Annotated in this window: 22 protein-coding genes and 2 pseudogenes; 14 read left to right on the top strand and 10 right to left on the bottom strand. The window is 68.2% G+C overall.

The window, feature by feature from the left end; all coding sequences use genetic code 11:
* Positions 1-162 precede the first annotated feature (162 nt).
* The 4 genes from ABD346_RS36330 (at position 163) to ABD346_RS36345 (ending at position 2,329) form a co-directional block, all read left to right on the top strand.
* Entirely contained in the window at positions 163-810 is a 648-nt protein-coding gene (locus tag ABD346_RS36330; protein WP_344380587.1) for an NsdA family TPR-like regulatory protein, read from the top strand.
* Positions 811-977: 167 nt separating this feature from the next.
* Positions 978-1,190, top strand: coding sequence for a helix-turn-helix transcriptional regulator (locus ABD346_RS36335; protein WP_344380588.1), 213 nt, complete (start codon positions 978-980; stop codon positions 1,188-1,190).
* A complete protein-coding gene (locus tag ABD346_RS36340) occupies positions 1,159-1,566 on the top strand; it encodes a hypothetical protein (RefSeq protein WP_344380589.1) in 408 nt (135 codons plus the stop codon). Before ABD346_RS36335 ends, ABD346_RS36340 begins: the two co-directional genes overlap by 32 nt.
* A gap of 97 nt (positions 1,567-1,663) precedes the next feature.
* Positions 1,664-2,329 carry an HAD family hydrolase gene (locus tag ABD346_RS36345; RefSeq protein WP_344380590.1) on the top strand — a complete coding sequence of 222 codons (666 nt, stop codon included), beginning with the start codon at positions 1,664-1,666 and terminating at the stop codon, positions 2,327-2,329.
* On the opposite strand, the gene ABD346_RS36350 is transcribed toward ABD346_RS36345, so the two are convergent.
* Positions 2,310-3,560, bottom strand: coding sequence for an NsdA family TPR-like regulatory protein (locus ABD346_RS36350; protein ID WP_344380591.1), 1,251 nt, complete (start codon positions 3,558-3,560; stop codon positions 2,310-2,312). The genes ABD346_RS36345 and ABD346_RS36350 overlap by 20 nt on opposite strands.
* A 197-nt stretch (positions 3,561-3,757) precedes the next feature.
* Here ABD346_RS36350 and ABD346_RS36355 point away from each other — a divergent pair, with 197 nt between their 5' ends.
* The 5 genes and pseudogenes from ABD346_RS36355 (at position 3,758) to ABD346_RS36375 (ending at position 8,223) form a co-directional block, all read left to right on the top strand.
* Complete coding sequence (locus tag ABD346_RS36355) at positions 3,758-4,141, top strand: hypothetical protein (RefSeq protein ID WP_344380592.1); 384 nt, start codon at positions 3,758-3,760, stop codon at positions 4,139-4,141.
* A 49-nt stretch (positions 4,142-4,190) separates the two neighbouring features.
* Complete coding sequence (locus ABD346_RS36360) at positions 4,191-4,685, top strand: hypothetical protein (protein WP_344380593.1); 495 nt, start codon at positions 4,191-4,193, stop codon at positions 4,683-4,685.
* 671 nt (positions 4,686-5,356) lie between these two features.
* On the top strand, positions 5,357-6,802 hold the full coding sequence (locus ABD346_RS36365) for an eCIS core domain-containing protein (protein ID WP_344380594.1): 1,446 nt from the start codon (positions 5,357-5,359) through the stop codon (positions 6,800-6,802).
* A 47-nt stretch (positions 6,803-6,849) separates the two neighbouring features.
* Positions 6,850-7,320 carry a hypothetical protein gene (locus ABD346_RS36370; RefSeq protein ID WP_344380595.1) on the top strand — a complete coding sequence of 157 codons (471 nt, stop codon included), beginning with the start codon at positions 6,850-6,852 and terminating at the stop codon, positions 7,318-7,320.
* 61 nt (positions 7,321-7,381) lie between these two features.
* A pseudogene (locus ABD346_RS36375) lies at positions 7,382-8,223 on the top strand (NAD(P)H-dependent glycerol-3-phosphate dehydrogenase).
* Between the two features lie 360 nt (positions 8,224-8,583).
* Here the strand turns inward: ABD346_RS36375 and ABD346_RS36380 are convergent.
* Complete coding sequence (locus tag ABD346_RS36380) at positions 8,584-9,315, bottom strand: hypothetical protein (RefSeq protein ID WP_344380596.1); 732 nt, start codon at positions 9,313-9,315, stop codon at positions 8,584-8,586.
* 267 nt (positions 9,316-9,582) lie between these two features.
* Here ABD346_RS36380 and ABD346_RS36385 point away from each other — a divergent pair, with 267 nt between their 5' ends.
* Positions 9,583-9,753 carry a hypothetical protein gene (locus tag ABD346_RS36385; RefSeq protein ID WP_344380597.1) on the top strand — a complete coding sequence of 57 codons (171 nt, stop codon included), beginning with the start codon at positions 9,583-9,585 and terminating at the stop codon, positions 9,751-9,753.
* A gap of 30 nt (positions 9,754-9,783) precedes the next feature.
* On the opposite strand, the pseudogene ABD346_RS38715 reads toward ABD346_RS36385, so the two are convergent.
* Positions 9,784-10,400, bottom strand: a pseudogene (locus tag ABD346_RS38715) (DUF7691 family protein).
* Between the two features lie 79 nt (positions 10,401-10,479).
* A complete protein-coding gene (locus tag ABD346_RS36395) occupies positions 10,480-10,833 on the bottom strand; it encodes a hypothetical protein (RefSeq protein ID WP_344380599.1) in 354 nt (117 codons plus the stop codon).
* 1,098 nt (positions 10,834-11,931) lie between these two features.
* Here ABD346_RS36395 and ABD346_RS36400 point away from each other — a divergent pair.
* Both ABD346_RS36400 and ABD346_RS36405 read left to right on the top strand, forming a co-directional pair.
* Entirely contained in the window at positions 11,932-13,074 is a 1,143-nt protein-coding gene (locus ABD346_RS36400) for a hypothetical protein (protein ID WP_344380600.1), read from the top strand.
* 42 nt (positions 13,075-13,116) lie between these two features.
* Positions 13,117-14,025: a hypothetical protein gene (locus ABD346_RS36405; RefSeq protein ID WP_344380601.1), complete on the top strand. Its 909-nt coding sequence runs from the start codon at positions 13,117-13,119 to the stop codon at positions 14,023-14,025.
* Between the two features lie 377 nt (positions 14,026-14,402).
* On the opposite strand, the gene ABD346_RS36410 is transcribed toward ABD346_RS36405, so the two are convergent.
* The 5 genes from ABD346_RS36410 to ABD346_RS36430 all read right to left on the bottom strand — a co-directional run bounded on the left by ABD346_RS36410 (position 14,403) and on the right by ABD346_RS36430 (position 20,703).
* Positions 14,403-15,332 (bottom strand): TniQ family protein, encoded by a 930-nt coding sequence (locus tag ABD346_RS36410; RefSeq protein ID WP_344380602.1) that lies wholly within the window; start codon positions 15,330-15,332, stop codon positions 14,403-14,405.
* Between the two features lie 23 nt (positions 15,333-15,355).
* Complete coding sequence (locus ABD346_RS36415) at positions 15,356-16,333, bottom strand: TniB family NTP-binding protein (RefSeq protein WP_344380603.1); 978 nt, start codon at positions 16,331-16,333, stop codon at positions 15,356-15,358.
* Between the two features lie 125 nt (positions 16,334-16,458).
* Positions 16,459-18,651 (bottom strand): transposase, encoded by a 2,193-nt coding sequence (locus ABD346_RS36420; RefSeq protein WP_344380604.1) that lies wholly within the window; start codon positions 18,649-18,651, stop codon positions 16,459-16,461.
* Between the two features lie 38 nt (positions 18,652-18,689).
* Positions 18,690-19,478 carry a TnsA-like heteromeric transposase endonuclease subunit gene (locus ABD346_RS36425; protein ID WP_381228266.1) on the bottom strand — a complete coding sequence of 263 codons (789 nt, stop codon included), beginning with the start codon at positions 19,476-19,478 and terminating at the stop codon, positions 18,690-18,692.
* Positions 19,479-20,034: 556 nt separating this feature from the next.
* Complete coding sequence (locus tag ABD346_RS36430) at positions 20,035-20,703, bottom strand: hypothetical protein (protein ID WP_344380609.1); 669 nt, start codon at positions 20,701-20,703, stop codon at positions 20,035-20,037.
* Positions 20,704-21,861: 1,158 nt separating this feature from the next.
* Here ABD346_RS36430 and ABD346_RS36440 point away from each other — a divergent pair.
* Together ABD346_RS36440 and ABD346_RS36445 are read left to right on the top strand one after the other, a co-directional pair.
* Positions 21,862-22,092: a hypothetical protein gene (locus ABD346_RS36440; protein WP_344380606.1), complete on the top strand. Its 231-nt coding sequence runs from the start codon at positions 21,862-21,864 to the stop codon at positions 22,090-22,092.
* Between the two features lie 162 nt (positions 22,093-22,254).
* The gene (locus ABD346_RS36445) at positions 22,255-22,686 is read left to right on the top strand and encodes a hypothetical protein (protein ID WP_344380607.1); all 432 of its coding nucleotides are present in this window, start codon (positions 22,255-22,257) and stop codon (positions 22,684-22,686) included.
* Between the two features lie 213 nt (positions 22,687-22,899).
* Here the strand turns inward: ABD346_RS36445 and ABD346_RS36450 are convergent, their stop codons facing one another.
* Positions 22,900-23,169 carry a hypothetical protein gene (locus tag ABD346_RS36450; protein ID WP_344380608.1) on the bottom strand — a complete coding sequence of 90 codons (270 nt, stop codon included), beginning with the start codon at positions 23,167-23,169 and terminating at the stop codon, positions 22,900-22,902.
* Between the last annotated feature and the right edge of the window lie 200 nt (positions 23,170-23,369).

The following is a 23,369-nucleotide window of genomic DNA, read 5'->3' on the forward strand; positions in this document are numbered from 1 at the left end:
CGCGTCGAGCTGGTCGCGGTTGTAGCGGATGAGCTCGGCGGTGGTCGGGCTGCTGGTCACGAGGTAACTCCTCGGCGTTGGTACGGACGGCGGGAAGGACCTTGCCGAGCGGGGCGAGTTCGGTGGTGGCCACGGAACACCCCCGCGGACGACATGGGCATCTTGAAAGTCGTTCAACACGCCGGATGGCTCCACTTCGACCAGGGCGAACACACTCACGCCGTACGCCACTGGACCGGGGCCCTCCACGCGGCCCACGCGGCCGACAACCGGTACTTCGGCGCGGGCATCCTGTCCGACATCGCCTACGCCGCGAACTGGCTCAACCAACCCAGCACGGCCGTCGACATCCTCGAACACGCCCGCACCCGCACCCACTCCGCAGCCGCCCGCTCCCTCCTTGACCTGCGCAGGGCCCGCGCCCTCGCCGCACTCGGCGACGACCACAACGCCGATCGCGCCTTGCGTAGCGCAGAGCACGAACTCGACCGTGCCCGACCGGGCTACGCACCTGCCTGGGTCTCCTGGATGTCACCCGCCGACCTCGCCATCGACGCCGGACGCTGCTGGCTTGACCTCGGCAAGCACCAGCGAGCGGAGACCGCTCTGGCCGAAGGCCTCCAACTCCTCGACCCCGTCCGGGCCAGGACCCGCTCCGTCATGCTCGCCTACCGCGCCGAAGGCGCCCCCGCACAACCCAAGCGGCCCGCGGCATCCAACTCGCCGACGCGACCCTCGAACACTTCGGCCCGCACCGGGCTCATCCGGCCGTCGCGGACTTGTACGCCTTCGCAGCCAGCTGACCAGTGAGATCCCGAGACGGACAGGCTTTCGGCGGTTGGGGGATGTACTCGCCCTTCCATGCCGGTCTGGCCACCGGTGCGGTGCCCACGCTGCCCGAGGCGTCGTTGCCAGCCCTTATCTCCCCTGTAAAGCACGCTTGACAATCACTGAGGGGTGACAAGTAAGCTTTACATGTGCGCAACAGTGTCAGGAAACTGCGGTCGGGACGTGGGCTCTCCCAGGGGCAGCTAGGCACGGCTCTGGGGGTCTCGCGGCAGACGATCAACGCCATCGAGACCGAGCGGTACACGCCTTCACTACCGCTCGCCATGTCCATGGCCAAGTTCTTCGAAGTCAGCGTTGAGGAGATGTTTCATGCCGAAGAGGACCCAGCAGATGACCAGTAACGCAGCCAGGCGGTCCGTCCCCGGCTTCTTCCTCGCTCTCGGAGGCGCCTGCCTCGTGGCCGCGACCTTCGGCGGCCGCTTCGCTATCGGCCTGGTGGCGTTCGGGATTTTGGCGGTCTGCAGTCTTGTCTTAGTGCTGCTGGGACGCCGGAGCGAGACCTATCAAGGCCTCACAGAAAAGGCTCCCGACGAGCGCTTCGCCCGGATCTCAGGGCGGGCCTGGGCCGGCACGGGCGTGGTGCTCACCGTGGGGAACCTCTACGCCTTTGTCGGTGACCTGGCATCCGGACGAAGCGGCGACCCGTACTTCTGGTTCGTGGCAACCGCCGCCATCGCCTACATCGGGTTCGTCGCCTTCTGGTCTCGGCACGCCTGAGAACCAGCGCCCGAACGGCTCGCTGCTTGGGCTGCGCGGTGGTGGCCGGTGCCAGGGTGCGCAGCAGGGTGGCGTATGGGGCGTCTAGGATCCGGGCATGACGATTCGCGCGGTCGTGTTTGACGTCGGTGAGTGCCTGGTTGATGAGACGCGCGAGTACGGCACCTGGGCCGACTGGCTCGGTGTGCCGCGCCATACCTTCGCTGCGATGTTCGGTGCGGTCATCGCTCAGGGGCGTGATTACCGGGAGACGTTTCAGGAGTTTCGGCCGGGCTTTGATCTGTACGAGCAGCGCCAGGCGCGTGCGGACGCTGGCCAGCCCGAGTACTTCGACGAGTCGGATCTGTATGACGATGTCCGGCCGGCGCTCGCGCAGCTGCGCGCCGAGGGGCTGTGGCTGGGCATCGCCGGGAACCAGACGGTGCGGGCGGGTGGGATCCTGCGAGAGCTGTTCACCGACGATGTGGACCTGATCGGCACGTCGGACGACTGGGGCGCGAGCAAGCCCGACCCCGCGTTCTTCCAGCGCGTGGCCGAGGTCGTGCCGTTCGCCAACGACGAGATCCTGTACGTCGGTGACCGGATCGACAACGACCTGCGCCCGGCGGTCGCCGTCGGCATGTACACCGCGCTCGTGCACCGCGGGCCGTGGGCCACGATCCAGTGGAATACCGAGGAGGCCCGGAGTCTGCCCACCTTGCGTGTCGACAGGCTTACCGAACTTCCCGAGCTGATCGTGAAGTTCAACGCGTCAGCGCGCTGACCGTCGTCGTCCACCCGTACAGCTGGTCGTCGAGGTCCCGCACGCACGGTTCGTGCTGGTGCGGTGCCAGCGAGCGCCGCACCTCGCGGATCCGGTCCATGCCCGTGGCGTACCAGGTCGCCGCGAGCTGATCGAGCGCGAGGGATGCGTACCGGCAGGCCTTCTCGGGGTTTCCGGCGGCCGCCTCGACTGCGGCCAGGTCGCCGAGGACGACGGTGCGTTGCTTGTCCGACTCCGGCGGCAGCTCCTCCAGGACCTGGGTCAGTGTTTCGCGGGCCTGCGGCAGGTGTCCGGCCTTCAGCTGGGTGTTGCCCTTGAACGCCGCGAGCCGGGCGGCGCTGAACCAGTCCAGCCATGGTGGTGAGGTGTGCTCCGGCCCGGTGGCAAGGACGTCTTCGCCGTGCCCGATCAGGTGCAGTGCGGTGCGCGTGTTCCCGCACCGGGTCTCGCATTCCGCTTCGACGGCGTCCAGCCACGCCAGGAGTTCCGCACTGGCTTCGCCGCGCCGGGCGTAGGTCCGTGCGGCGACCATCCGCTCGACGGCTTTTTCGCGCTCCCCTGCCCATCCCGGGATGAAGGCCATGTGGGCGAGGACGGCCGCGCCAAGCAGTGGGTCGTCAGCCTCGCCCGCGGCCTGCAGGGCGTGCAGGAGGGTGGCGTCGGCGTCGTCGGGCTCGCGCAGGTCGAAGAACTCGATCCGTCCGGCGAGAAGGCAGCTTTCGGCAAGGGCTGCGGCGAGGGTCTTGCGGGTGTCTCCGGCGGTCTCGTTGAGGAGGGTGCAGCCGAGCCGGGCGTGCGCGAGGACTGAGGGGTGCAGTTCGGCGGGGGCGACGGACCAGTACATGCGACGGTGGGAACGGGTTACAGCCGCGAAGTCCACCGCCACGGTGGCAGGCTGTATGGCCGCCTGCGCGCGGGCGGGGACCGCGGTCCGGGTGACGGCCGTGAGGATGCCGGCTGGGGGACGTCGGATGGGGCCGGGGCGGGCCTCGTCGCGTCCGTCGGGCGGGGTGAAGCCGAGGGCCTGCATGTCCTGGCCGAGCAGCTGTACGAGGGCGCGTTGGCAATCGGGGTGCGGCCAGGGCGGGTTGGGCGACTCCCACCGCCGCACCTGCCGTTCGCCGACCGACAGGCCGAGCGCGGTCAGCGCGTCGGCCAGGGCCTGCTGCGAGTTGTATCCGGCCGCCACTCGGGCAGCTCTCAAACGGGTGTTGCCGGCGGGGCGTGGCATGGGTCACCTCCGATGCGTGGGTGCTCCATCAGTGTCGCCGCAGGTCCGGTTGATAGCCAGACCTCACCCGGATGAGGTCAGGAAAGTCCGCTTTCTAGGCGACGAAAGCCCTTTCAAAGTCCTCGTGTTGGCCCTGTTTGCAGCCCACTCTGGTTACCCCCCAGCCAGCCCCTGACGGCAGCGAGGAGCCACGTGCCATGCACACCACACGGACCGGACTGCCTGCCGCCGACGGATGCGAACTGCACGACGCAGGCATCGACTGGGACGCGATCCGCGTGCCCCGCGTGCCCGGCCTCACCGCCCTCGACATCCTCGGGCCCCGCTCCGGCGCCGTCATCGACGACGGCCACGCCCTGTACTGGTTCCTCCCGCTCGGCACGGTCGACGCTTGGCAGGTGGAGAGCACATGGCCCCTGACGGCGGGCAGCTCGCTCACCGTGCCGCCCGCCCGCCGCACCCAAGGCCCCGGCCCGTACTGGCGGATCTGCCCCGGGGACACCAATTGGCACACCGAGCCCGCAGCCCTGCGCGCGGCCATCGAGGACGCCCTTGAGGCCTGCGTCCCGAACACCCCGTAAGCCCATCCTCGCCAACACACGAAGCCCCACCCGGGACAGGAGTCCTCCAATGAGTACCGCAACCGACGCCGCCCAGAGAGAAGCCGTGGCGGCCTGGCTGGCCGACAGCCTCAACCGGCCGGGCGACGCGCGTCGGCAGTGGGCGGACGGGCATATCGCCCTCCTCGCGCTCGGCCGCCGCTTCTCCGCTGTCCGCATGGCTGATGAGCTGGTGTATGCCGTGGCCGTCGGCCACGGGGCGATCGCGACGGCTGTCCTGCGCGAGTGCCTGCGCGGTCCCGTCATCCACGACCCCCACAACCGGCGCTTCTACGCCCTGGTGCCGTGCTCCCCGCCCAACTACAGCCTCGGCCGGTACGCGACGTATCTCGGTCTTGGGAACTACATCGGCGTGCCCCGGGTCGGAGACGACGAGCCGAACAGCTACCGAACGAGCTACTGGGCTGTGCCCATGTCCGCCCCAGGTGCCTTGTGCGATCCGATCCGGCTCAACGCAATGATCGAGGTGGGCACTACCGCACTCGACAGCCAGCCCGAGTCATGACCGAACCACCGGCGCAGAGCGGCTACGTGGCCCCAGAGTGCCGAGTTGCCCGACGGATGCTCTGGGAGGAAGGGCACCAGCAGTGCCCGGGGCCACTGGAACTGCGCGAACGCCCCACACAGCGCGCCTTCGAGGTGCTGCGCTGCTCGTGCCGCTGCCACCCCTCCGAACTCGGCTTACCGCCTGGCAGCATGCAGACCATGAGCCGGACCATCTCGTCCAGTGCCGCCGCTCAAGCCCACGCCGAGGCGTTCCCCGGGGTCGCTGGAAGCTTCACGCTGGAGCAGTATTGATTGGTCGGATCATGCGGGAAGCATGCATGCCGACCGGCGTGCGGAACGGGGGTACGCCGTGCACCGTTTGGTGTCTGAGTTCGGCATCAGTCTGGTGCTGCATGCGGGATGGAATGTGCCGCAGGGCGTTTAGCGGATCGTTAGCGGGATGTTTCAGACTGCCCCACGCCCCTGATCACATCCCGTGATCGTTTCTGGGGTCCCTCACTGCGGCAGTGGCTGGGCAGCGATGCAAGGCGACTGTCCAGACGTCCGAAAGGCCCTCGTGTGACTCCCAGTCGCCCTCATGACACGGCGCAGAAGGCAGACAGGCAGGCCGGGCAGCCCTCGCGCCAAACCTCCGCGTCAGGGCGGGCAGGTATGCCGCCGGTGGGATTGATGGCGCTGCAGGCCAGTGCGGGCAACGCTGCGGTCGTGCAGATGCTGCGACAGGCTGGCCACGCCTGGGCTCAGCCGGAGCAGCACCAGCACGGAGCGGGCTGCGGCCACCAGCGGACCGAGCAGCCCGCGGTGCAGCGCTCCGCCGTCCATGACGTTCTGCGTGCCCCCGGAAAGCCCATGGATGAGGCGACGCGCTCCGACATGGAAGCGCGCCTGGGCGCGGATTTCTCCGACGTCCGCATCCACAACGACAGCGCAGCCAAAGCCTCCGCCGCCGAAGTCGGCGCCCGCGCCTACACCTCCGGCAGCCACGTCGTCATCGGTGACGGCGGCGCCGACAAGCACACCCTCGCCCACGAACTGACCCACGTCATCCAGCAACGCCAGGGCCCCGTCGCGGGCACCGACAACGGATCCGGGCTGAAAGTCTCCGACCCCTCAGACCGGTACGAGCGCGAAGCAGAAGCCAACGCCACACGGGTGATGCGCGCGCCCGTCCGTACTGAAATGACAGCACCGGAGCCGGAAAGCTCGCAGCCGGCTTCGGGGAATGAGGTTGTGCAGCGCGCCCTGGACTACGCTGCCGTGCCGAACGGGTATCGGTTCTGGGCTACCACCGACTCGTCCAACAGGGCTGTGACCGCGCAAATGATCAATGATGGATCTACCACGGGCAGCACTCCATTTGCAGATCCACCGGGTTACGACTACATCCGCTCCCTGGCTCTGACTAGTTCGTGGGTTCGGTTCCATCTGGTCAACAACGTGGCGGGTGGGCCCGGTTCTGCTGACAACCTGGTGCCTGCCCACGGGTCGGACAACCAGCTCTATGAAAGAGGTATCGAGGCCGCACTCAAGGACGACGTCGATGCAGCTGCCGCGAATCCGCAAGACCACGTCTATTTCGGAGTGGAAGTGGAGTACGGGAGCACTCCTCAGCCGAATACAACAGCCCTGCAGCAGGCCTCCGCACCCAACTTTCCCACCAGGCTTGCGGTGTATCACAAGGTTTACAGTCCTGCCGTCGGCTGGCAGTGGAGGCACAACGGAACGATATTCCCGTTCCGTGTGCCGCAGCCGACCGACACCAGGCAGCCAATGTCCTTGAGCCAGGTAGATCTGCCCACCCTGCGGCAGTACACCGGCTGCACCACGCAACAGACGGCAGGGGTCTGGAACCAGCAGGACGTCGACTTCCTTCAGGTCATAGCGGGCCAGCGGCGAGCTGAATTCATTCAGTTGCTGAACGGCGGAACCAGCGCCGCCCACATAGCCCAGGCCTTTAGTAGGATCCCCTTTGCTCCTCCCCGTGCCAATGCCCGCGCAGCGGCGCAGGTGAATGTGACCACATTCGACATGCGAATTACCGAGAACCATGCATTTGGAACAGAGGCTCTGGATGCCCTGATCCACTCTATGGCCGCCGGTGTACTCCATCTGTAATCTTCTTCCGGTAGTGAACTTGGGTAGCGGAAATGAAAGGAGGACCTGTGTCGAGCTTGTGGAAATCACAGGTCGAGATGGTCAGCGGGCGTGAGCTGACTCTGCGTCTCACCTCGGTGCACCCGGATAGCGGTGCTCCCTCGGACAGTGCGCTCTTCGCCTTGCGGTTGCTGGTCGACGGACGGGAACGCGCAGCCGGTGACGCGAGTGTCCGTGGGCGGGATGATGTTCCCGGTGCGGCCGAGGACATCATCGAGAGTGTGACGATGAGTGATCTGCAGAACTTCCCCTTCGCTGAGCAAGCCGAGAAGCGGCGCATTGAGGACGGGCTACGCGCCCGCGGTCTGGATTCCCACGATGAGGCTGCCTGGCGGGCAGCTTTCGAAGATGCCTGGCGTGACCTGTGGAGCGATGCTTCCCGGCTGCCCAACGCCCGCCTGGAAATCCGTGTTTACGACCCTTCCTGGACAGCGGGACTGAGCGCAGGAGATCACTGGGAGTCCGCTGCGCACGGCTGAGATACGTCGCTGTCAGGCACTCCACGAAGCGGTCCTGGCCGATGCCGCCGGCAACGACGTGATGCTGTACACCCGCCGCGACGAGATCGCTGACGCGATCAACAACGGCCACGAGAACCCGGCTTACCTGCCGGGGATCGCGCTGCCGACGAGGCTGGGCCCCACCACCAGTGCGGCCAAGGCTCTGGCCGGGGCCGACTTCATGGTGGTGTCCATCCCGGCCCAGGCGCTGCGCGCCAACCTCACCCAGTGGGCGCCACTGATCGAGCCCCAAACCGTTGTGGTGAGCCTGATGAAAGGCATCGAGACCCACAGCGGCCTGCGCATGTCCGAGGTCATCACCGAGGTGACCCGGGTGCCGGCGGAGCGGGTGGCGGTCGTGTCCGGACCGAACCCGGCCCGCGAGATCGCCGAGAAGCAGCCCGCCGCCTCCGTCAGCAGCACCACCGAAACCGTGGCCAAGACCCTGCAACAGGCCTGCCTGACCCTGCACTTCCGGCCCTACACCAACACGGACGTCATCGGCTGCGAACTCGGCGGCGCCGTCAAGAACGTCATCGCGCTCGCCGTCGGCCTGGCCGGCGGCATGGGACTGGGCGACAACGCCACCGCCCTCCTCATGACCCGCGGCCTCGCCGAAACCGCCCGCCTCGGCGCCGACCCCGTAAGTTCGGTGAGCACCTCGGTCAGGGCATGGCCGTGGACGAGGCGACCGTGGCCACGAAGCAGACGGCGGAGGGCGTGAAGTCGTCCGCGGCGCTGCTGGCCCTCGCGCACCGGTACGGGGTGGAGATGCCCATCACCGAGGTCGTCGTCGACGTCATCAAGGGGCGTATCAACGTCACGCAGGCAGCCGACCGGCTGCTGGCCCGGGCACTCAAGCCTGAACGCTACGGCTCCTGAGCTGCCGGTAGGCAGGAATCCCGACGTCAGCAAGGGAAGCCTCCGCGGCGGGTCAGGCTATCGGCCAGTGCCTGGCGGACGGACAGGTAGGCGGAGTTGGGAGGGACGCCGGCCGGGCCGCTCGTGGCACGTTCATTGTCCCAGCTCTCATCTCAGGGGTGGGCGGGCCACCCCGAGCTGACAGCGTGGACACGGGGCCGAGGAGGATCGGATCCTGGTGGGCAAGGGCTCGCAGCGGCCGGTCCGCGGCGGCGTGTGCCGCCGCGGGGGAGGAGTTGGCGACTCCTCCATGCCGGCCACCGGACGGTGTTCTGGCCCGCCTGGGCATCAACAACCCTGACCAGACACCGTGTCTGTACGTCACCCTTCGGGGGACGAAGTCCTTCTGGTTCTGTTCGAGCGTTCTGCGGCCTGGTCGAGGATACGACGGCGGGTCCAGGCGGGGCGGCTCCCGCGTGCGGCGGGCAGGGTGCCATCCGTTTCCCTGAGGCGGGGCAGAAGGCCTTGCGACAAGGAACTGCTGAAGCTGCTGGTGTTCTTGTAGCCGAGCAGCGCGGCCGCGGCCGGGGCGGCCAGGAGCTCGTCGGGGTCACCGTCGAGGGTGACCTCAGGCAGGACTTCCTGACGGGCAAGGTCACGTCGGTTCCCCTTGCCGCGGCGGCTGGCAGCCCACTCGGTGACGGTCGAGCGCCGCCACTGCTTGCGGGTCCAGGGGCGTTCGGGAGTGCCGAGTTCTTCGACGACGTCGGGCTCGGGAAAGTAGCCCGGGTTGTTGCGCAGATAGTTGGTGATCTGGTTGGCGTTCTTGTAGCCGAGGAGCTTGGCGACCTGGGTCGCGTTCAGCAGCTCGTCCGGGTCGCCGGCGATCGCTGCGCCGGCTTCCTGCAGGCGGGGCTTCTCTTTTGCCGCGAACCAGTCGCTGACCGCGCCGTGCTCCCACTGGCGTGCCCGGCCCTTGCTGCCGGCGGTGTCCGGGAAGCCCGTGGTTTCGCGGTTGTTGTACCAGAGGGTGACGGTTCCGGTGCTCACGCCGAACTCTTCGCCGATCTCCGCGGTGCCCACGAGGCGGGCGCGATCGGGCGAGGGGGGCATGGCGGAGTCCGTCCCGCAGATGTCGGCGGGGGCGGTTCCCCCGCTTTCTTCTTTCCATAATGGCAGAAGATGGCAGGGTGGGTCCAGCGCGCGCCGGCAGTTTCCCTCGGGTGCATGTGACCTCAGGGCCCGTGGAATTCACCTGGTCCCGCGAACTTCCGCCACAAGGATCTGGGAGGCTCGTCCGGGCGCGCAGCTGCGGACGTCGTCTGTGACGTCTCCTGGCATGGTGAGAGGCTGTGCCGTATCCAAGATGGAGGATCGGAAATGACCGACGAAGCCCGCACCCCGTCGCAGGACATCGAACTGTCGGATACCGCCAAGCCGCCGGTCAGGGTGATGCTTGTGGACGAAGCGGCCCTCGTCCTCGAGGAGGCCGAGATGACCAAACTGATCATGGAGCCACGCCGTCCATACCCCCGATCTACCGGGAAATGATAAAGCTCCTGATGGTCTGGTGCACTCGTCTCAGGAGCGGAAGCCGATCACGCCGAAGCCCGGCTTCGCCGCTGCGCGCATCCAGCCGAGGCATTGTGTGAAGGCTTCGACGACTTCCGGCTCCAGGGGCGGTGCCTGGCCCGAGGCGTCGATCGCCTGCTTGGCCCTTTCGAACTGCGCGAGAGCGCTGGTGATTTGGGCGGGAGTCCATTCGCCGCAGCCCGGTGTGTAGGCGTACGGCAGAGGATCGGGCAGGTCGCTGTAGCTGAAGCGCCCGACCGACACGGCCGTGATACCCAGTGCCCGGAGGCCCTGGGTATCACGGACAGCCAGTCTCCCCGGTGCGGGGTGAAAGAGTTGTTGTCCAGGAAGGATCCAGTCAGGTCGCACAGCCGCTCGTATGCATAGCCGTACGCGAAGGCGACCTCCCGGTCCTCGCTGAAGGGCCCGCCGTGGACAACGGCCTGCAATGCCTCGTACGCCGTGGGGGCTCCAGACTCAATCGCGTCGCTGAAGTACTCGTCGTCGCGGGCCAGGTCGTCTCCGAAGTTGTTGCGGATCACCTCCAGCAGCTGCTCATCGCGCGAACCGACCAGGGCACGTGTGGCGGCTACATCGACGAGGTAGACGCTCAGGGAGGAACTCATGGGATGAACCTACGGGAGGCCTCTGACACTGCCCTGGCCCAGCCGGCGCCGACCGCGGCTCCGGCAGGTCCGCGCAGTGCTACTGGCCTCCTTCCTCGGGCAAGAGGCTCACGCCGTGCTGAGCGGCGTGTCGTGCTATCGCGTCGTAGGCGAGGGCGGTGGGGGTGTTCTCCCAGCGTACGAAAGCAAGTGCGCAGAGGGCGTCCTGGCGGGTGGCGTCTTCGGGCAGAAAGAGCTGCAATGCGCGGCACTGCTCGAGGAGTGCGCGGTCGGACAGGGCCTGGCGCTCGGCGGTGATAGCGGCGCGGGTCTCGGCGAGGCCCTGGTGGTAGAGGGAGTGCCCGTCACGGAGCAGCCTGAGCAGTTCGTCGGGATCGGTCGTCGTACGTGCGAGAGCGACGAGATCCATGAGGTGTTCGGTGGGGTAGGTCATCGGTTCCGATTCTCTCGTGCGGTCGGGGGCTGGACGGGCGGTCAGGCATGGGCGCGGCATCTGTCGCAGAGTGTTCGTCCGGTCAGGTGTGCGGCGAGGTCTACGGGCTTGCGGGGCGGTTGGGCGAGTTGGGTTCGGACTTGGGTTTCGAGGGCGGTGAAGTCTTGGCCGTCGTCGGGGCAGATGATGCCGGGGTCGGGTGTGCCGCACGTGGTGGCGTGGCGGATGAGGTCGGTGATGCTCCAGTCGGGGCGGAGGCGGTCGCCGCGGGCGGCTTCGACTTCTGCTCAGTTCGGCTGTCACCGCCATTGCCCCTGACGCCGAGCCCGCGGCCGTCTGCGGGGCCGTCGAGTCCGTCGCGCCGGTCGGCAACCTCTACCTGATGTTCCGGCTTCTCTGGGAGATTGAGGACACGCCGGGCCTGCTGACGGGAGAAGGCGCCAAGGCATCCGCACGGGCAGCACGGCTGATCACCGCGCTGACCGACGCCGGCGTCTCCATCACGGCCCCGGCCTGCCACAGCTGCGGCGAGGTCCGACCGCTCACCCACGTGCTCGACGGCCTGCGCTGCTGCAAGGAGTGCTACCGCAAGGCCGCAAGGCCGCAAGGGCGGCCTGCGGACACTGCGGACGCGAACGGGCGGTCGCGACCCGTCGCCTGGACGGGACTCCGCTGTGCTCGGTCTGCATGCGCGATGAACCCGACCAGGAGATCACCTGTGTCCTTTGCGACCGAGTCCGACCCGTCGGCCAGCGGACCAAAGACGGGCCGCTCTGCCGGGCCTGCTTCAGGCCGACCCTGCGGACCTGCTCGTTCTGCGGCAAGGGACCACGACGCTGCCACCGAGCCTCGACCGGGATGCCCCGCTGCGACACCTGCTCACGCACACGTCGGACCTGCGTGGGCTGCGGCCAGAAGAAGTACGCCGCGGCCCTGACCGCCGACGGCCACCTCTGGGAAACCTGCTGGTAGAGGAACCCGATCTCCTTCAACCCCTGCCGGCTCTGCGGAACGATCGAGTATCTGCACAGCTATGGCCGCTGCCACAGCTGCGTCCGCGACCAGCAGGTTCGCGATGCGCTCTCCCTCGACGGCGTCATGGATCCCGGCCTTGAGCCGGTCCGCAACGTCCTGACCGCCGGTGGGGCGAAAGCCGGGCTCAAGTGGCTGACCCAGCCGAGCGCCCGCAGGATCCTCGACGCGCTCGCGGATGGCACCTGCTCTCTCACCCACGAGGGCCTGGACACCCTCCTGCCGAACAAGTCGGTGTCCTTTCTCCGGGCCACCCTGGTCACCGCAGGCGTCCTGCCCGCCCGCGACGAGCAGTTCGCAGCCCTGGAAAAGTGGATCACCTCCACGACCGAAGCCGTCACGGATGACGGCGAACGCCAGCTCGTCCGCCGCTTCGCGACCTGGCATCACCTGCGGCGCCTCCGGCGCCAGGCCCCGAAGCATCCGGTCACCTCCAATCAGTCGGCATCGGTCCGCTCGGCCGTCCGCGCCGCCGTCACCCTGCTGGGCTGGCTGCGCGAGCAGGACACCGCGCTTGCCCTCTGCACTCAAAGCCACCTGGACGAGTGGATCGACGGTGGGCCCACGACCCGATACAGCGCCCGCGGCTTCATCGAGTGGTGCCGCAAGAACCGGCACATCGGCAAGGACCTGGAAATCGCGACCCGCGAGAAGCAGAGCCACGTCCAACCGACCGACGAAGACGAACGCTGGGCGGTCAGCCGGCGCCTCATGCACGACGACGACATCGCCATCGAGGACCGGTTCGCCGGGCTCCTCGTCCTGCTTTACGCCCAGCCCATCAGTGTGGTCTCCGAACTGCCGGTCACCGCGGTGATCACCGAGGGCCCGCAGACGTCGCTGAGGCTGGGCGACACTCCGCTGCTGCTGCCCGACCCCCTGGACACGATCGCCCGACGGCTCCTCGCCCGGCGACGTGGGCACACCACCACCGGAACGTTGTCCGACTCTCCCTGGCTCTTCCCTGGCGCCTTCCCAGGTCAGCACCTCAGCCACCCCCATCTCAGAAAGCGGCTCAACCGGCTGGGCATCTACTCCCGCCCTGGCAGAGCCTCCGCTCTGATGGGACTCTCCACCCAGCTGCCGGCGGCGGTCCTCACGGAACTCCTGGGCATCAGCCCCGGCACGGCGACCGCCTGGACCCAGTCCGGGGGCAACTGGGCCCGATACGCGGCAGAACTCCAGAGCCGTTCCCAGCCTGCTGGCTAATCCCGAGGCACTCAGTGGTTCCGCGGCCCTATCGTCTCGGCCATGGACTCAGAGCAGCTGAAAAGATCATCGCAACGCTGGATGAGTGCCGCACTGGCGGCCTTCGTCGAGGGGCCGGAGGGCTACGACTTCGCCGTTCACCATGCTGGGATCGCTACGGAGCACCTGCTCAAGGCCTACCTCGCTGGGATTCACCCGGCGCTGATCGTCGACGGCCGGCACTTCGACTCGCTGCTGCATGCCACGGGGCTGGGCTCCCACGCGGGCCCTCTGGCCAAGGTGAAGACCATCGGTCTCGCTGAGGCCCATGAACGGGTGCTCAAGCTCCTCCCCAAGAAGATCCCGATCGACAAGAAGGCTCTGGAGCCTCTGGCGGACGCCCGAAACGGGGTCGCACACAGCGCGATACACGACGCGACGCAAGCCGAAGCGGTCTTCACGATCTGCTTGCGTTTGGTCGACCCGATTCTCGAAGAACTGAAGATCGATCCGAACGGATACTGGGGCCCCTACCTGGTCCTGCATCACAAGCTGGTCGATGAACAGGTCCGAAAGGAACGAGTTGCAGCGGAAGCTCTGCTGGTCAAGGCCCGCGCAATGTTCGAACAACGCTTCGGGCACATGTCGCGCAAGGAGCGCGATGTGGTGCTGGCCGCGATCACCAGACAGCCCCTGCTCACCATGAGCCGGGAAGCTCCGAAGCAGTGCCCGGCCTGCGGATCCCAGGGGTGGGTGGCTGGCGAGGTAAACCTTTACGCAGACGCCAGCGGACTGAACGAGGTCTACCTCGTCCCCTATGGCTTCCACTGCGCAGCATGCGACCTCGAAGTGGGCAGCAAGCTCCTCATCCACTTGGGTGACCTGAACGAGGACGTCCTACTGGATGACGACCCCTACGACTACATCGACGACGAACCGCCGGTTGACGAAGACATCTTCAGGGGCCGATGAGCCAGCTCACCCGACAGCACTCCGCAGGTTGTGATATCCGCAGTTACCAATATCGACCAGGAGGCGGGTTTCGGGCCACTCGCTGCCGGTGGCCATGTAGAGGACGACGGTGCGCTCAATATGACGGGGTTTTAGATCTTTGGTGGGTGGGTTTGTCTGATCTGGTGTTTCGTGTTTCTGGTGGGGATTTGTGGGTGTGGGTGTGGGCGTGGGTGTGGGGTGGGGTCCTTTTTGGGCTCTGTGGTGGGTGTTCGGTTTGGGTGTTCGGGGTGTTGAGCTTGGGTTTCGCGGGTGTGTGGGATTGATCTTGGGTTTGTTGTCGATGAGGTGGCGCGTCGGGGGGTATCTGTCTGGTGTGGCCGTGTACAGGGGCCTGGTCAGGGGCGTGATCCGAGGTAGGTGTGGAGCGGGTCACTGGCAGCGGGGGAGAAGTGGGCGAGGCCGAGTCGGTGTCCGATCCCGCTGAGGAGGACGTGTGTGGGATAGGCCCGGCGGTGGCGGGGGAGAGTGGCCAGGGTGCGGGTGAGCGCGACGGTTTCGGGGTAGGTCACCAGGTCGCGGGTCAGGAGTACGGCTGATGTGTTTCCTGCGGGGTCCAACTGTGAGTTGCTGCTGGAGAGTTGGCGTAGCCTGTGGTGCCATCGGTCGGTCAGGTGTTGTTGGTGGTCGTACCAGCGGGTGGTGATCGCGCGTGCCGCCATCCACGCGTTCGCGCTCCGTGGATGCCGCTGTAGCGGCTGGTGGGCGTGGTGCGCGGCGGCGAGTTCAGGCACAACGCCGGTGTACAGCGTGGACGTGAGTCGCGGGTCGGGGGCGGCTTGCTGGTGACGGACACAGACGAGTCGGTGCCAGGGCCGGTGGATCCACGCGGTGCCGGTCGCTCCGTGGCTGTGGTGCCGCACGCACATCGTGCACGCCCGTACGGCTTGCCGCCGGCGCTCGGTGGGCCGCCAGCGCGCGGTGGCCGGGCCGGTAGGGGGCGTGCCGCCCTGGACCAGGTGTGGCAGGGCGTGCGTGAGGTGAGTCATCGGGATCCGGCCCAGGTCCGCGAGGCGACTCGCGGCGGTGGGGGAGAGGACCAGCCCGGCTGTGGGGCAGGCACCGTGGCCACTCAAGCTGATGCCCAGGCCGTCGCAGAGCTGGGGTAGCGTCAACCGGTAGGCGTGGGACAGCCGTTCGCTGTAGGAGGCGGTGGCTTCGAAGGACAGCGGCCGGATGCGGAATACACCTGGGGGCGGGGGCGAGAGCTGCGCCCATGCCCCGGCGGCGGACGCGTCGCTGCGCTCGGTGCCGGGCGCGGCTGGCAAGCGGGCCGTGAGGAGTGTCCGGTTCACCGGGAGCCGGACCTGGTCGGCACCCGGGGCCGGTAGTGCTGTTCGGCGAGGTGGTCCAGGCGGACCTGGTCGAGGGTGGTCTTCGTGATGCGTTCCGTGCCGTCCAGCAGCGAGGTCAGGGCGGCCTGTTTGACCAGCCGCGTCAGCGATCCGATCCGCCCGGCAGTACGGGCGTGCAGGTACGGTGCCAGCCGGACCAGGCTCCCGGGGCGGTGGTGGCGCAGGTCGAGTGCGTTCTCCAGTGCCCGGACCAGGTCTTTGAACGGTTCGTGCATGCCGTCGCGGGCGGGGAAGGGGTCGCAGTCGACGAGGCTGGCGCGTGCGGCGAGTTGGGCACCGCGCACCCCCGTGAACAGCGGCGTGGCCGTCACGTCGATGCCCGCGTACACGAATGTCGCGCCGATGCGTTCGGTGAGGTCTTTGAGCAGGTCGGCGCTCTGGGCGCCGGTGGTGGTGCGGGGGTTGAGGCGGTGGATTTCGTCGATCAGCACCAGCTGCACACCCGCCTGGGTGTAGGTGTGGCAGACGCTGTTGACGACCTGGGCCTGCGACATCCGGCCTGCGACGGGGATGCCGAGGTAGCGGGCGAATTCGAGGGCGAGGGTCTTGGCGCTGGCGGCGGGCGGTACGAGGACGTAGGCGACGGGGACGTGTCCGGTCGCGGCCGTCGTGCCGTGGCGCCGGGTGTGGGCGAGGTGACAGGCGCGTCCGACCTGGAGCAGCGCGGTGGTCTTCCCGGCCCCGGCGGGGCCGGTGACGATCAGGGACGGGCGCGCGGTGACCTGCTGGTGGCGGCCCAGGACCATCAGGGTGCGTACCTGCTTGGCCAGTGTGTCGATGGCCGGAGTGCGGATCGTCACGAACTGCGAGTAATAGCCCACCCGTTCTTCGAGGCTGCGCGCCGGCGCCCCGGGCGCGGGAGGAGTAACGACGGGTGTGGTGGCGAAGCGGGCGAACCCGTCCCACACCGTCACCGCGCCCGGTCGCGTCTGCTCCCCGCCGCTTGCGACATCCCCGGCACGTGCCGCAGACTCCGTCGGCTGCTGCGCTGCTGAAGCGACACCGCGCATCGACGCGGCCTCAATCCCCGGCGGGCCGCTCACCACTGCTCGGCCTCCGCTTCGGCATCCCACAGCCCGTATCCGCCAGCCGGAACATCATCGGTCCCGGCAGCCGGGCCGGTGGCGGCGAGGTCGTCCAGGCTCTCGCCCCACCCCTCATCCGGCGCCGGCCCTGCCGGTGACGCCCCCGCAGCCTCGGCCCTCGCGGGTGGGGCGGCCTGCCCGCTGCTCGCCGCGTCCTCAACTTCTTCGACTTCGGTGCCGGTCGTGCCGGATTGCCGTGGGGCGGGCAGGCCGACCGCCAGGCCCTCGAGTACCGCCGCGCTGCCGGGCTGCGTGACGGGGCTCTTGCGGCCCCGCCGTTTCGGCGCTGTTTGCACTCCCGTGCCGCGGGTGCGGCGCAGGAGCTGGTCGAGGGCGTCGGCGAGGTCGGCCTCGTGCTGTTCACGGTCGCCCCGCTGGGCGACTTCGCCCTGGATATGGCGCCACGTCTGGTCGTTGAACGGCTGGTGCACGTGACCGCGGTGGATCCACGGGATCTCGTAGAGTTTTCCGTCGCCCAGGCGCACCCAGACCTGACGGGCATCGTGCGGGTTGTGGTGGACCTCCCACCGGCCGTCCCTGGCCACGACGTCGGAGCGCTGACCGCGGCAGGAATCCAGCACTTCGTGGTCGTAGGTGCGGTAGTCGATGCGGATGCCGCGTTCGGTGACCGGCTGCCAGCGCACCGGCAAAAGCTCCAGCCAGTCGGCTCCGCTCAACGGCACGGGCACGTACCCGCTCACGGTGATCAGGGCGGCCCACATCTCGTTCGGAGTGAGCGCCGTCTTCGGCAGGACAGGGTGCCGCAGGCCCTCGTGCGGCCGGTTCTGCCAGCAGACGATCCACTCATCGAGGAAGTCCTGCAGCTGCGGGATCGTCCAGCACGCCTCCGCCTCAACGTTCTTGCCCCGCAGCAGGGGGTTGGATCCGGTGTGGCCGGCGACGTGCTGGCAGAGCAGGTCGTTGATCGATCCGAAGGTCCGCTCCACCACACCCTTGGCCTGAGGACGCCGGGGAGGAGCGGGCTGCACACTCACCCCGAGTGTCTCGCACGCGGCGACGAAGCTCTCGGAGACGTAGATCTTCCCCCGGTCGACGACGATCGTCTCCGGCACGATCACCGGACGCGCGGCCGCCCCCTCAAGCCGCGCATCCAGCGACAGCATCCGCCCGTAGGGCACCTCAGCCCGCGACAGATGCAGCGCCGCAGGCCAGGTGGGCCGGGCAGGGTGGGGAACCGCCATCTCCGCCAGCAACAGCGCCGCATCCACCGCCTTGGTCCCGTGTGGACGCAGCACCGCGGCCAGGATCGACCGGGTGGCCACATCGACCGCAATACTCAACTCGGGCCGCCCCAGGCTCCCGTCCGCCAGTACCGCCATGACGTCCAGGCGGGTGGTATCGATCTGCACTTGCTCCCCGGGCCGCAACACCCCCGGAGCCGCCGTGCCCCGTGCTGGCGCGGTAGCCGTCCGCGCACCGTAGCCAAGCCGATCCGTCGGGTCCGCCAGCACGTTCACCAGCCGGTAGAACGACGACCGCGACGGCATCTCCACCACTCCGCGCCCGTGCGTCTCCTCCAGGATCTGCCCGACGAGCACCTGCAGACCCTTCACCGTCCCCTTCGACCGGCCCCGCTGCCTGCGCAGAGCCTCGAGCACCGCCGCCACCACCCGCTCGTCGGCGTAACCCGTCGGCCGACGGCCACGCGCCGACACCGTGCGTTTGTCAACCAGCCCCCACAGTCCCTGCTTGCGATACGCGAGCCGCATCTTCTGCACCGTCAAACGCGACACCCGCGTAAAGCCGAGCGCCGTCATCTCCTTCGCTTTGGCCGCCTCCCGCTGCGCCAGTGTCCACCGCCCGGGGTCGTACTCCTCCCGCACCACCTGCCCGTCCCGGCCGCCCTCAGGATGCGGCCAGCCGGTCTCCACCTCCCGGATGTGAGGCAGCCACGCCAGTGCCCGCTGCTGCTCTGCCGCCGGCACCGTCTCGAACAACCCCCACTGCGGCACCGCGTCCGGCGCCCGCGCGCCCACCACCGCAAAGCCCGGATCGGCGAACAACCGGTTCAACAGCAGCAACGTGTCCGCCCCGCCCTCGTCGACCAAAGACACCTGCTGCTCCCGCAACGCGGCCACCTGAAACGTCCGTCCCTGGTAGACGACGTGTGCGCCGACCTCCACCACCGGATGCCGGCCCTTCCCCTTAACCCCACCCACCGTGCTCACTCCCCACCCAGCACGTCGACTCCGACTTCTTGGCCACGCCCCAGGCCGACGCCCACACGTACACAGACCAGCGATCCGCCATGCAGCGGCTCATCAAGTCCCGCTACCAACTGCCCTGACCACAACGCGTGATAGACGACGGGCAAGACCTGCAGCGGATCACCCACCGACACCGCCCCGTCGAACAGCGGCCGCGGCACGGCGAACGCCCCCGCCACCACAGCCTGCAGCCGGGACAACCCCCGATACCGGGGATGGCGGTAGCCGGCCAGCCACCGCAGATTCGCCTCCACCACCGCAGGCAGCGGCTCAAGGCGCCGGTACGCCCACCCCACCCGCGCACACGCCGCCTCGAGTACCGCCCCCGCCCGCCGCGCCCTGGTTCCGCCCGCACTCAGTGAGGACGGACAGTCCGCGAACAGCCCGGTGCCGTCGGCGTACCGGGCGAACAGCTGCGGCACCCACGAGCGCACCCGGCCATCCGCCTCGTCCCGCCACACGAACCGAACCGGCCGCCCTGCCAGCCCAGTCACCGCCGGATCCCGGTCCAGGACCATCAGTTGCGTACGCATCGTGGCCGACCCATGCACCACATGCCGTCCAGTGGTCGCCGACCACCACCACCCCGGACCCCACCGACGCCCCGGTACCACCGGGAACGCCGACACCGGCGCCAGCTCCTCGAACCCCACCGACAATGCCGCCTGCTCCCACACCAACTGCTCTACCTGCCCCGCAGCACTGCTGAAAGCGACCTCCACGCCCGACCTCCTCCCCAGCACCACACCGGGCACCACCGCCACTCCGCGTCTTCTCCACCGAACAGCCAAGGCGTACCGGGCATGTACAACCCGCGAACACCGCCCGTCCCACTCAAAAAGGTGATTCTCAGCAGAACTACAACCGCGCGAGACCACTCCCCGTACGGCCCGTACCGGCCCCGTCCCATACGGGAGGACGAGACAAGCCCCTTGCTGTCGTGAGCCGAGGTTGTCCGAGACGCCTGCCAACCCCCGAGCTCGCGGCTGCTGCGGCCACAGCCCCCGCCCCAGGCTGCCGTTCCTCGCCAGGTGCTGCGCCTCGATCAGCAGGCGGCGGCGGACAGCGCAGTGCGCGGGCTGAAGAGGCCAGGCTCGAACGGCCACATGGTCCCCGCGTGCGGCACCGGCAAGACGCTGATCGCGCTGCACACCGCCGAGGAACCGAGCACCGCCCATCTCCCCATCGCCGTACCGCCTCTGGACCTGATCGGCCCACTGCCCCACGACGGCGAGGCCCGCCCGCACCGCAGCCGCGGCGCGGGCGCGTCCTCAACCATCAGCAGCCGTCTGTCTCTACTGGCTACGGGCCGTCTGCGTCCCGGTACGTCCCGAGGACTTCCGCCGCCTCGTCCATGGACAGCCGAGCCCACCGGGCCACCTCCTCCAGTGGCACTCCGGCGTTCACGGCGGCCACCATGACCCGTAGCAGCACCTGGTCGAGCAGATGAGTGCCGCGGCTCAAGCCCTCCAGCATGTGCCGGGCCACCTCGGCGGTGGTGCCGACCTGGGCGCCGTGCAACTGCTGCAGCTGCTCCTCGGCCTCATCCAGCAGATTGGTGATCACAAAGCGCTGCTCAGCCGGCACCGCGGCCCGCCAGTTCGTCCCTGACCCGGGCATCTTCTTCTCCCTGCTCAACACCCGTAATCCAGCGGCCATCGTCGGCGGCTGGTGTTCCTGGCGCACCCACCACAGGTTCTCCTCGAACCCCGTATCCGACCCGGGCCGCTTCTGCGGATAGCGGCGCAGACGCACCACCATCCCCATCCACGCGATCAGCGGGCCCCCGTAATCGACCCCGATCAGCGGCCCCAGCCACGGCCTTCCCACCCTCTCCCCGAGACGGCGACAGAACACTCCGTCCGCCCCATGAGGCCTCGGCCGCATACCCCCGCTGTCGGCCCACACCAGCTGCGCCATGGCCGGATCCAGCAGCGCATCCGCAACGGCCACCACCTCTGGGAAGACCACCGGTCCCGCCCCACCACCCGCCACCGCTCCAGATCAGCCCCTGCGTTGCCGCCCGCGACCTGGTGCAGGCGGCGCGGCCAGATCTCCTCCCGCTCCCACCCGTACGCCGCCTCCCACCACCGGGCCACCACCGCATAAGCCAGACCGAAGACCTCGCCTGGATCAGTTCCCGCCCGTGCCGCGTGCCGGGCCACGCCCAACCACCGGCGCTGCGCCGCGGCCGCTTCCGGGGTGCCGCGGAGATCCAGGTGCTCGAGAGGCTGATCGGCGTCCGCGTCCAGGGCCCACCGCCCGTGGCGTACACACACCCGCTCCCACCGCTGCGCGTACCGCATCACACGCACCTCGGCCCCGGTACGCCGTGCCGTGCACAGCCGGCACCCGAACGCCACCGGCCCCAACGCTGCCGCACCCGTCTGCCACCTGAGCAACGGGCGCTCACCGTCCGTCCTGTCCTCAAAGACGGCCAGCGGCCATGTGGGCAGGGCGCGCGCCAGGCTTCCCCCTTCGGCCCCGGACAACTGGGCGAGCATCTGTTGACCGGCTGGGTTGAGGAGGATCTCGGCATCCGCCCGCGACTCACCGCTCGCATGCCGTGGGCGGCCGTTCGTCTGCTCCCACCACGGCAGAAGCGCCCCGGGGAGCATCCCGTACGAGGCAGTGACCCGGCACAGGAACGACCACGTTGTCTCGCCAGCGAGAGGAGCAACCCGCAAGACGCCTGCGTGCACCATGGTGTCCACGTTCCCGCAGACGCGGTGAACGCAGAGGAGCTTCCGCTCTTTCCCCTAGAAAAGGTCGTCAGCCCAACATCAGCCCTATAGTTGGTAGTTCGGGAGTCAGGGCTTGCCCTCGCTCGATGCCTGAGGCGGTCCGCTCAACGAGCGTGGTTGCGCAGGTTGGTTGGATGGCGCGCAGCTTCAAAGACAGCCGGTACCGATGCCTTCCATGACAACCCCCGCGGCACCCTTTGTGATCTAGAGGACCTACATGCTGCATCATCTCGCCGGAGAGTAGAAACGCCCAGGGCGAGCAGGAAATTGTTCTGGCATGTTGTTGATCCCGTTCCGAGACCTCCGCTGTTGACTGGGGTGGCTATTGTCCTGCTGGTGTCGGCCGGCAGAGGGCCGGTCCGCCAAATCGGGGAGGGGTTTCGGCATGGGGTGGTTCAAGAACTGGGGGCACAATCAGATGCGGAAGGGTGCGATCGCCGCGAGGGAGCGAGGCGACGCCACCTATGTGCACACCCTGGCCGCTTCCGCGGACCAGATACACCAGCGGTACATCACGGCGATCGAGTCGGAAGGCTGGAAGCTGACCAGCCGTCATGAGAACCCGGCCACTCCGCGTCAGCGCTGGACTCTCACCTTCGAGCGCGCCCAGGCCTAGCGTCTTGCTCTTGTAGCCGGATGGGCCTGCGGTAGGGGGCCGCGGGGCTTGGAGGCGAAGCTGGAAAGTCCCAGCCGGTCCGGGGCGTCAGTGGCCTGTATCGGCTGGGTTGCAGCCCGGTTTGAAGTCCGAAGTCCCAGGAAGAACAGGTAGACGCTGGTCATGACCAACGAGTGGTATGTCCTCATTGAGGAGGACAGCTGGATAAACGAACGTGCCGATGGCGTGGCCTTGGAGTTGCATCGGTGGATGCTGGTGGGTGCTCACCGTATTGGCGGGGATGAGGCGGAGGCGGTTGCTGCGGCTGAGGATGCGGCGTTGCGCTATATGCCGCTTGGGCTGGCTCGGTGTGCGCGGCCGGGGGATGAGCCGGCGCGGGAGGCGTTCCTGGCTCAGGACGGTAGCTGGGTGGTGCTGGTGAGGCAGCGTCAGGAAGAGTGCCACTTCCGGGTGAGCACGGCCCGGCTCGTGCATGCGCGGGCGGAGAAGGAAGCGCCGAAGAGGAGCCTGAAAGAGAAGTTCCGTGGCGCCCTGGAAGGCCCGCTGCCCCTGGTGGAGTCGTGGACCCCGCCAGGCAAACGAGAACAGGCCTGACCTCAAGCCCCTCCGCGCCCAGGATCCCGCCTTTCTGTAGCCAGATTGGCTCGCGCAGCGAGCCCGCCCGGCCGAGCAACGCGAGGCCAAGTCCCAAGCGAAGCGCAGGACTTCAACTCCCGAAGAGAGCAGCCGAGGGGTAGCCGTGTCTCAGGGGATGTCAGTTGCGGCTCTTCGTTTCAGTCTGAGTCGCCGGATCTTGCCGGCGGTGATTCAGGTTTGTTGGTCATCCGCGGGATGGTGTGGGGTTGGTTTCTTGTAGCGCTGGCGGATCCAGATGATGGCGCCTGCCACCAGGGGCGGGCCGAGAACGACTGCCTTGACCGCGGCTTTTGAAGCGAGCCACGCGATGCCCCAGTAGTGCCATCCGAAGTGCCAGGCGGCCACCCAGACGAGTCCGGCGATGCTTATGGCCAGGACGGCAGCCAGGATGGTTTTGCTGCGGGTTCGAAGGGTTGCTGTTCCAGTGGGCTCATCGGTCACGTGTTTGAGCATATGAAACGCAGTCAAGACCAAGCCCCCTGCCCTTGTAGCCAGACGGGCCCGCGGAGCGGGCCTTGGGCTTGGAGGCGGAGCCGGAAAGCCGGCGGGGGAGCGCAGCGAGTCCGCCAGGCCGAGCAGAGCGAGGCCAAGTCCCAAGCGAAGCGCAGGACTTCAACTCCCGAAGAGAGCAGCCGAGGAAA

It is taken from the genome of Streptomyces mauvecolor (genome assembly GCF_039532965.1).
Lineage (GTDB): Bacteria > Actinomycetota > Actinomycetes > Streptomycetales > Streptomycetaceae > Streptomyces > Streptomyces violascens.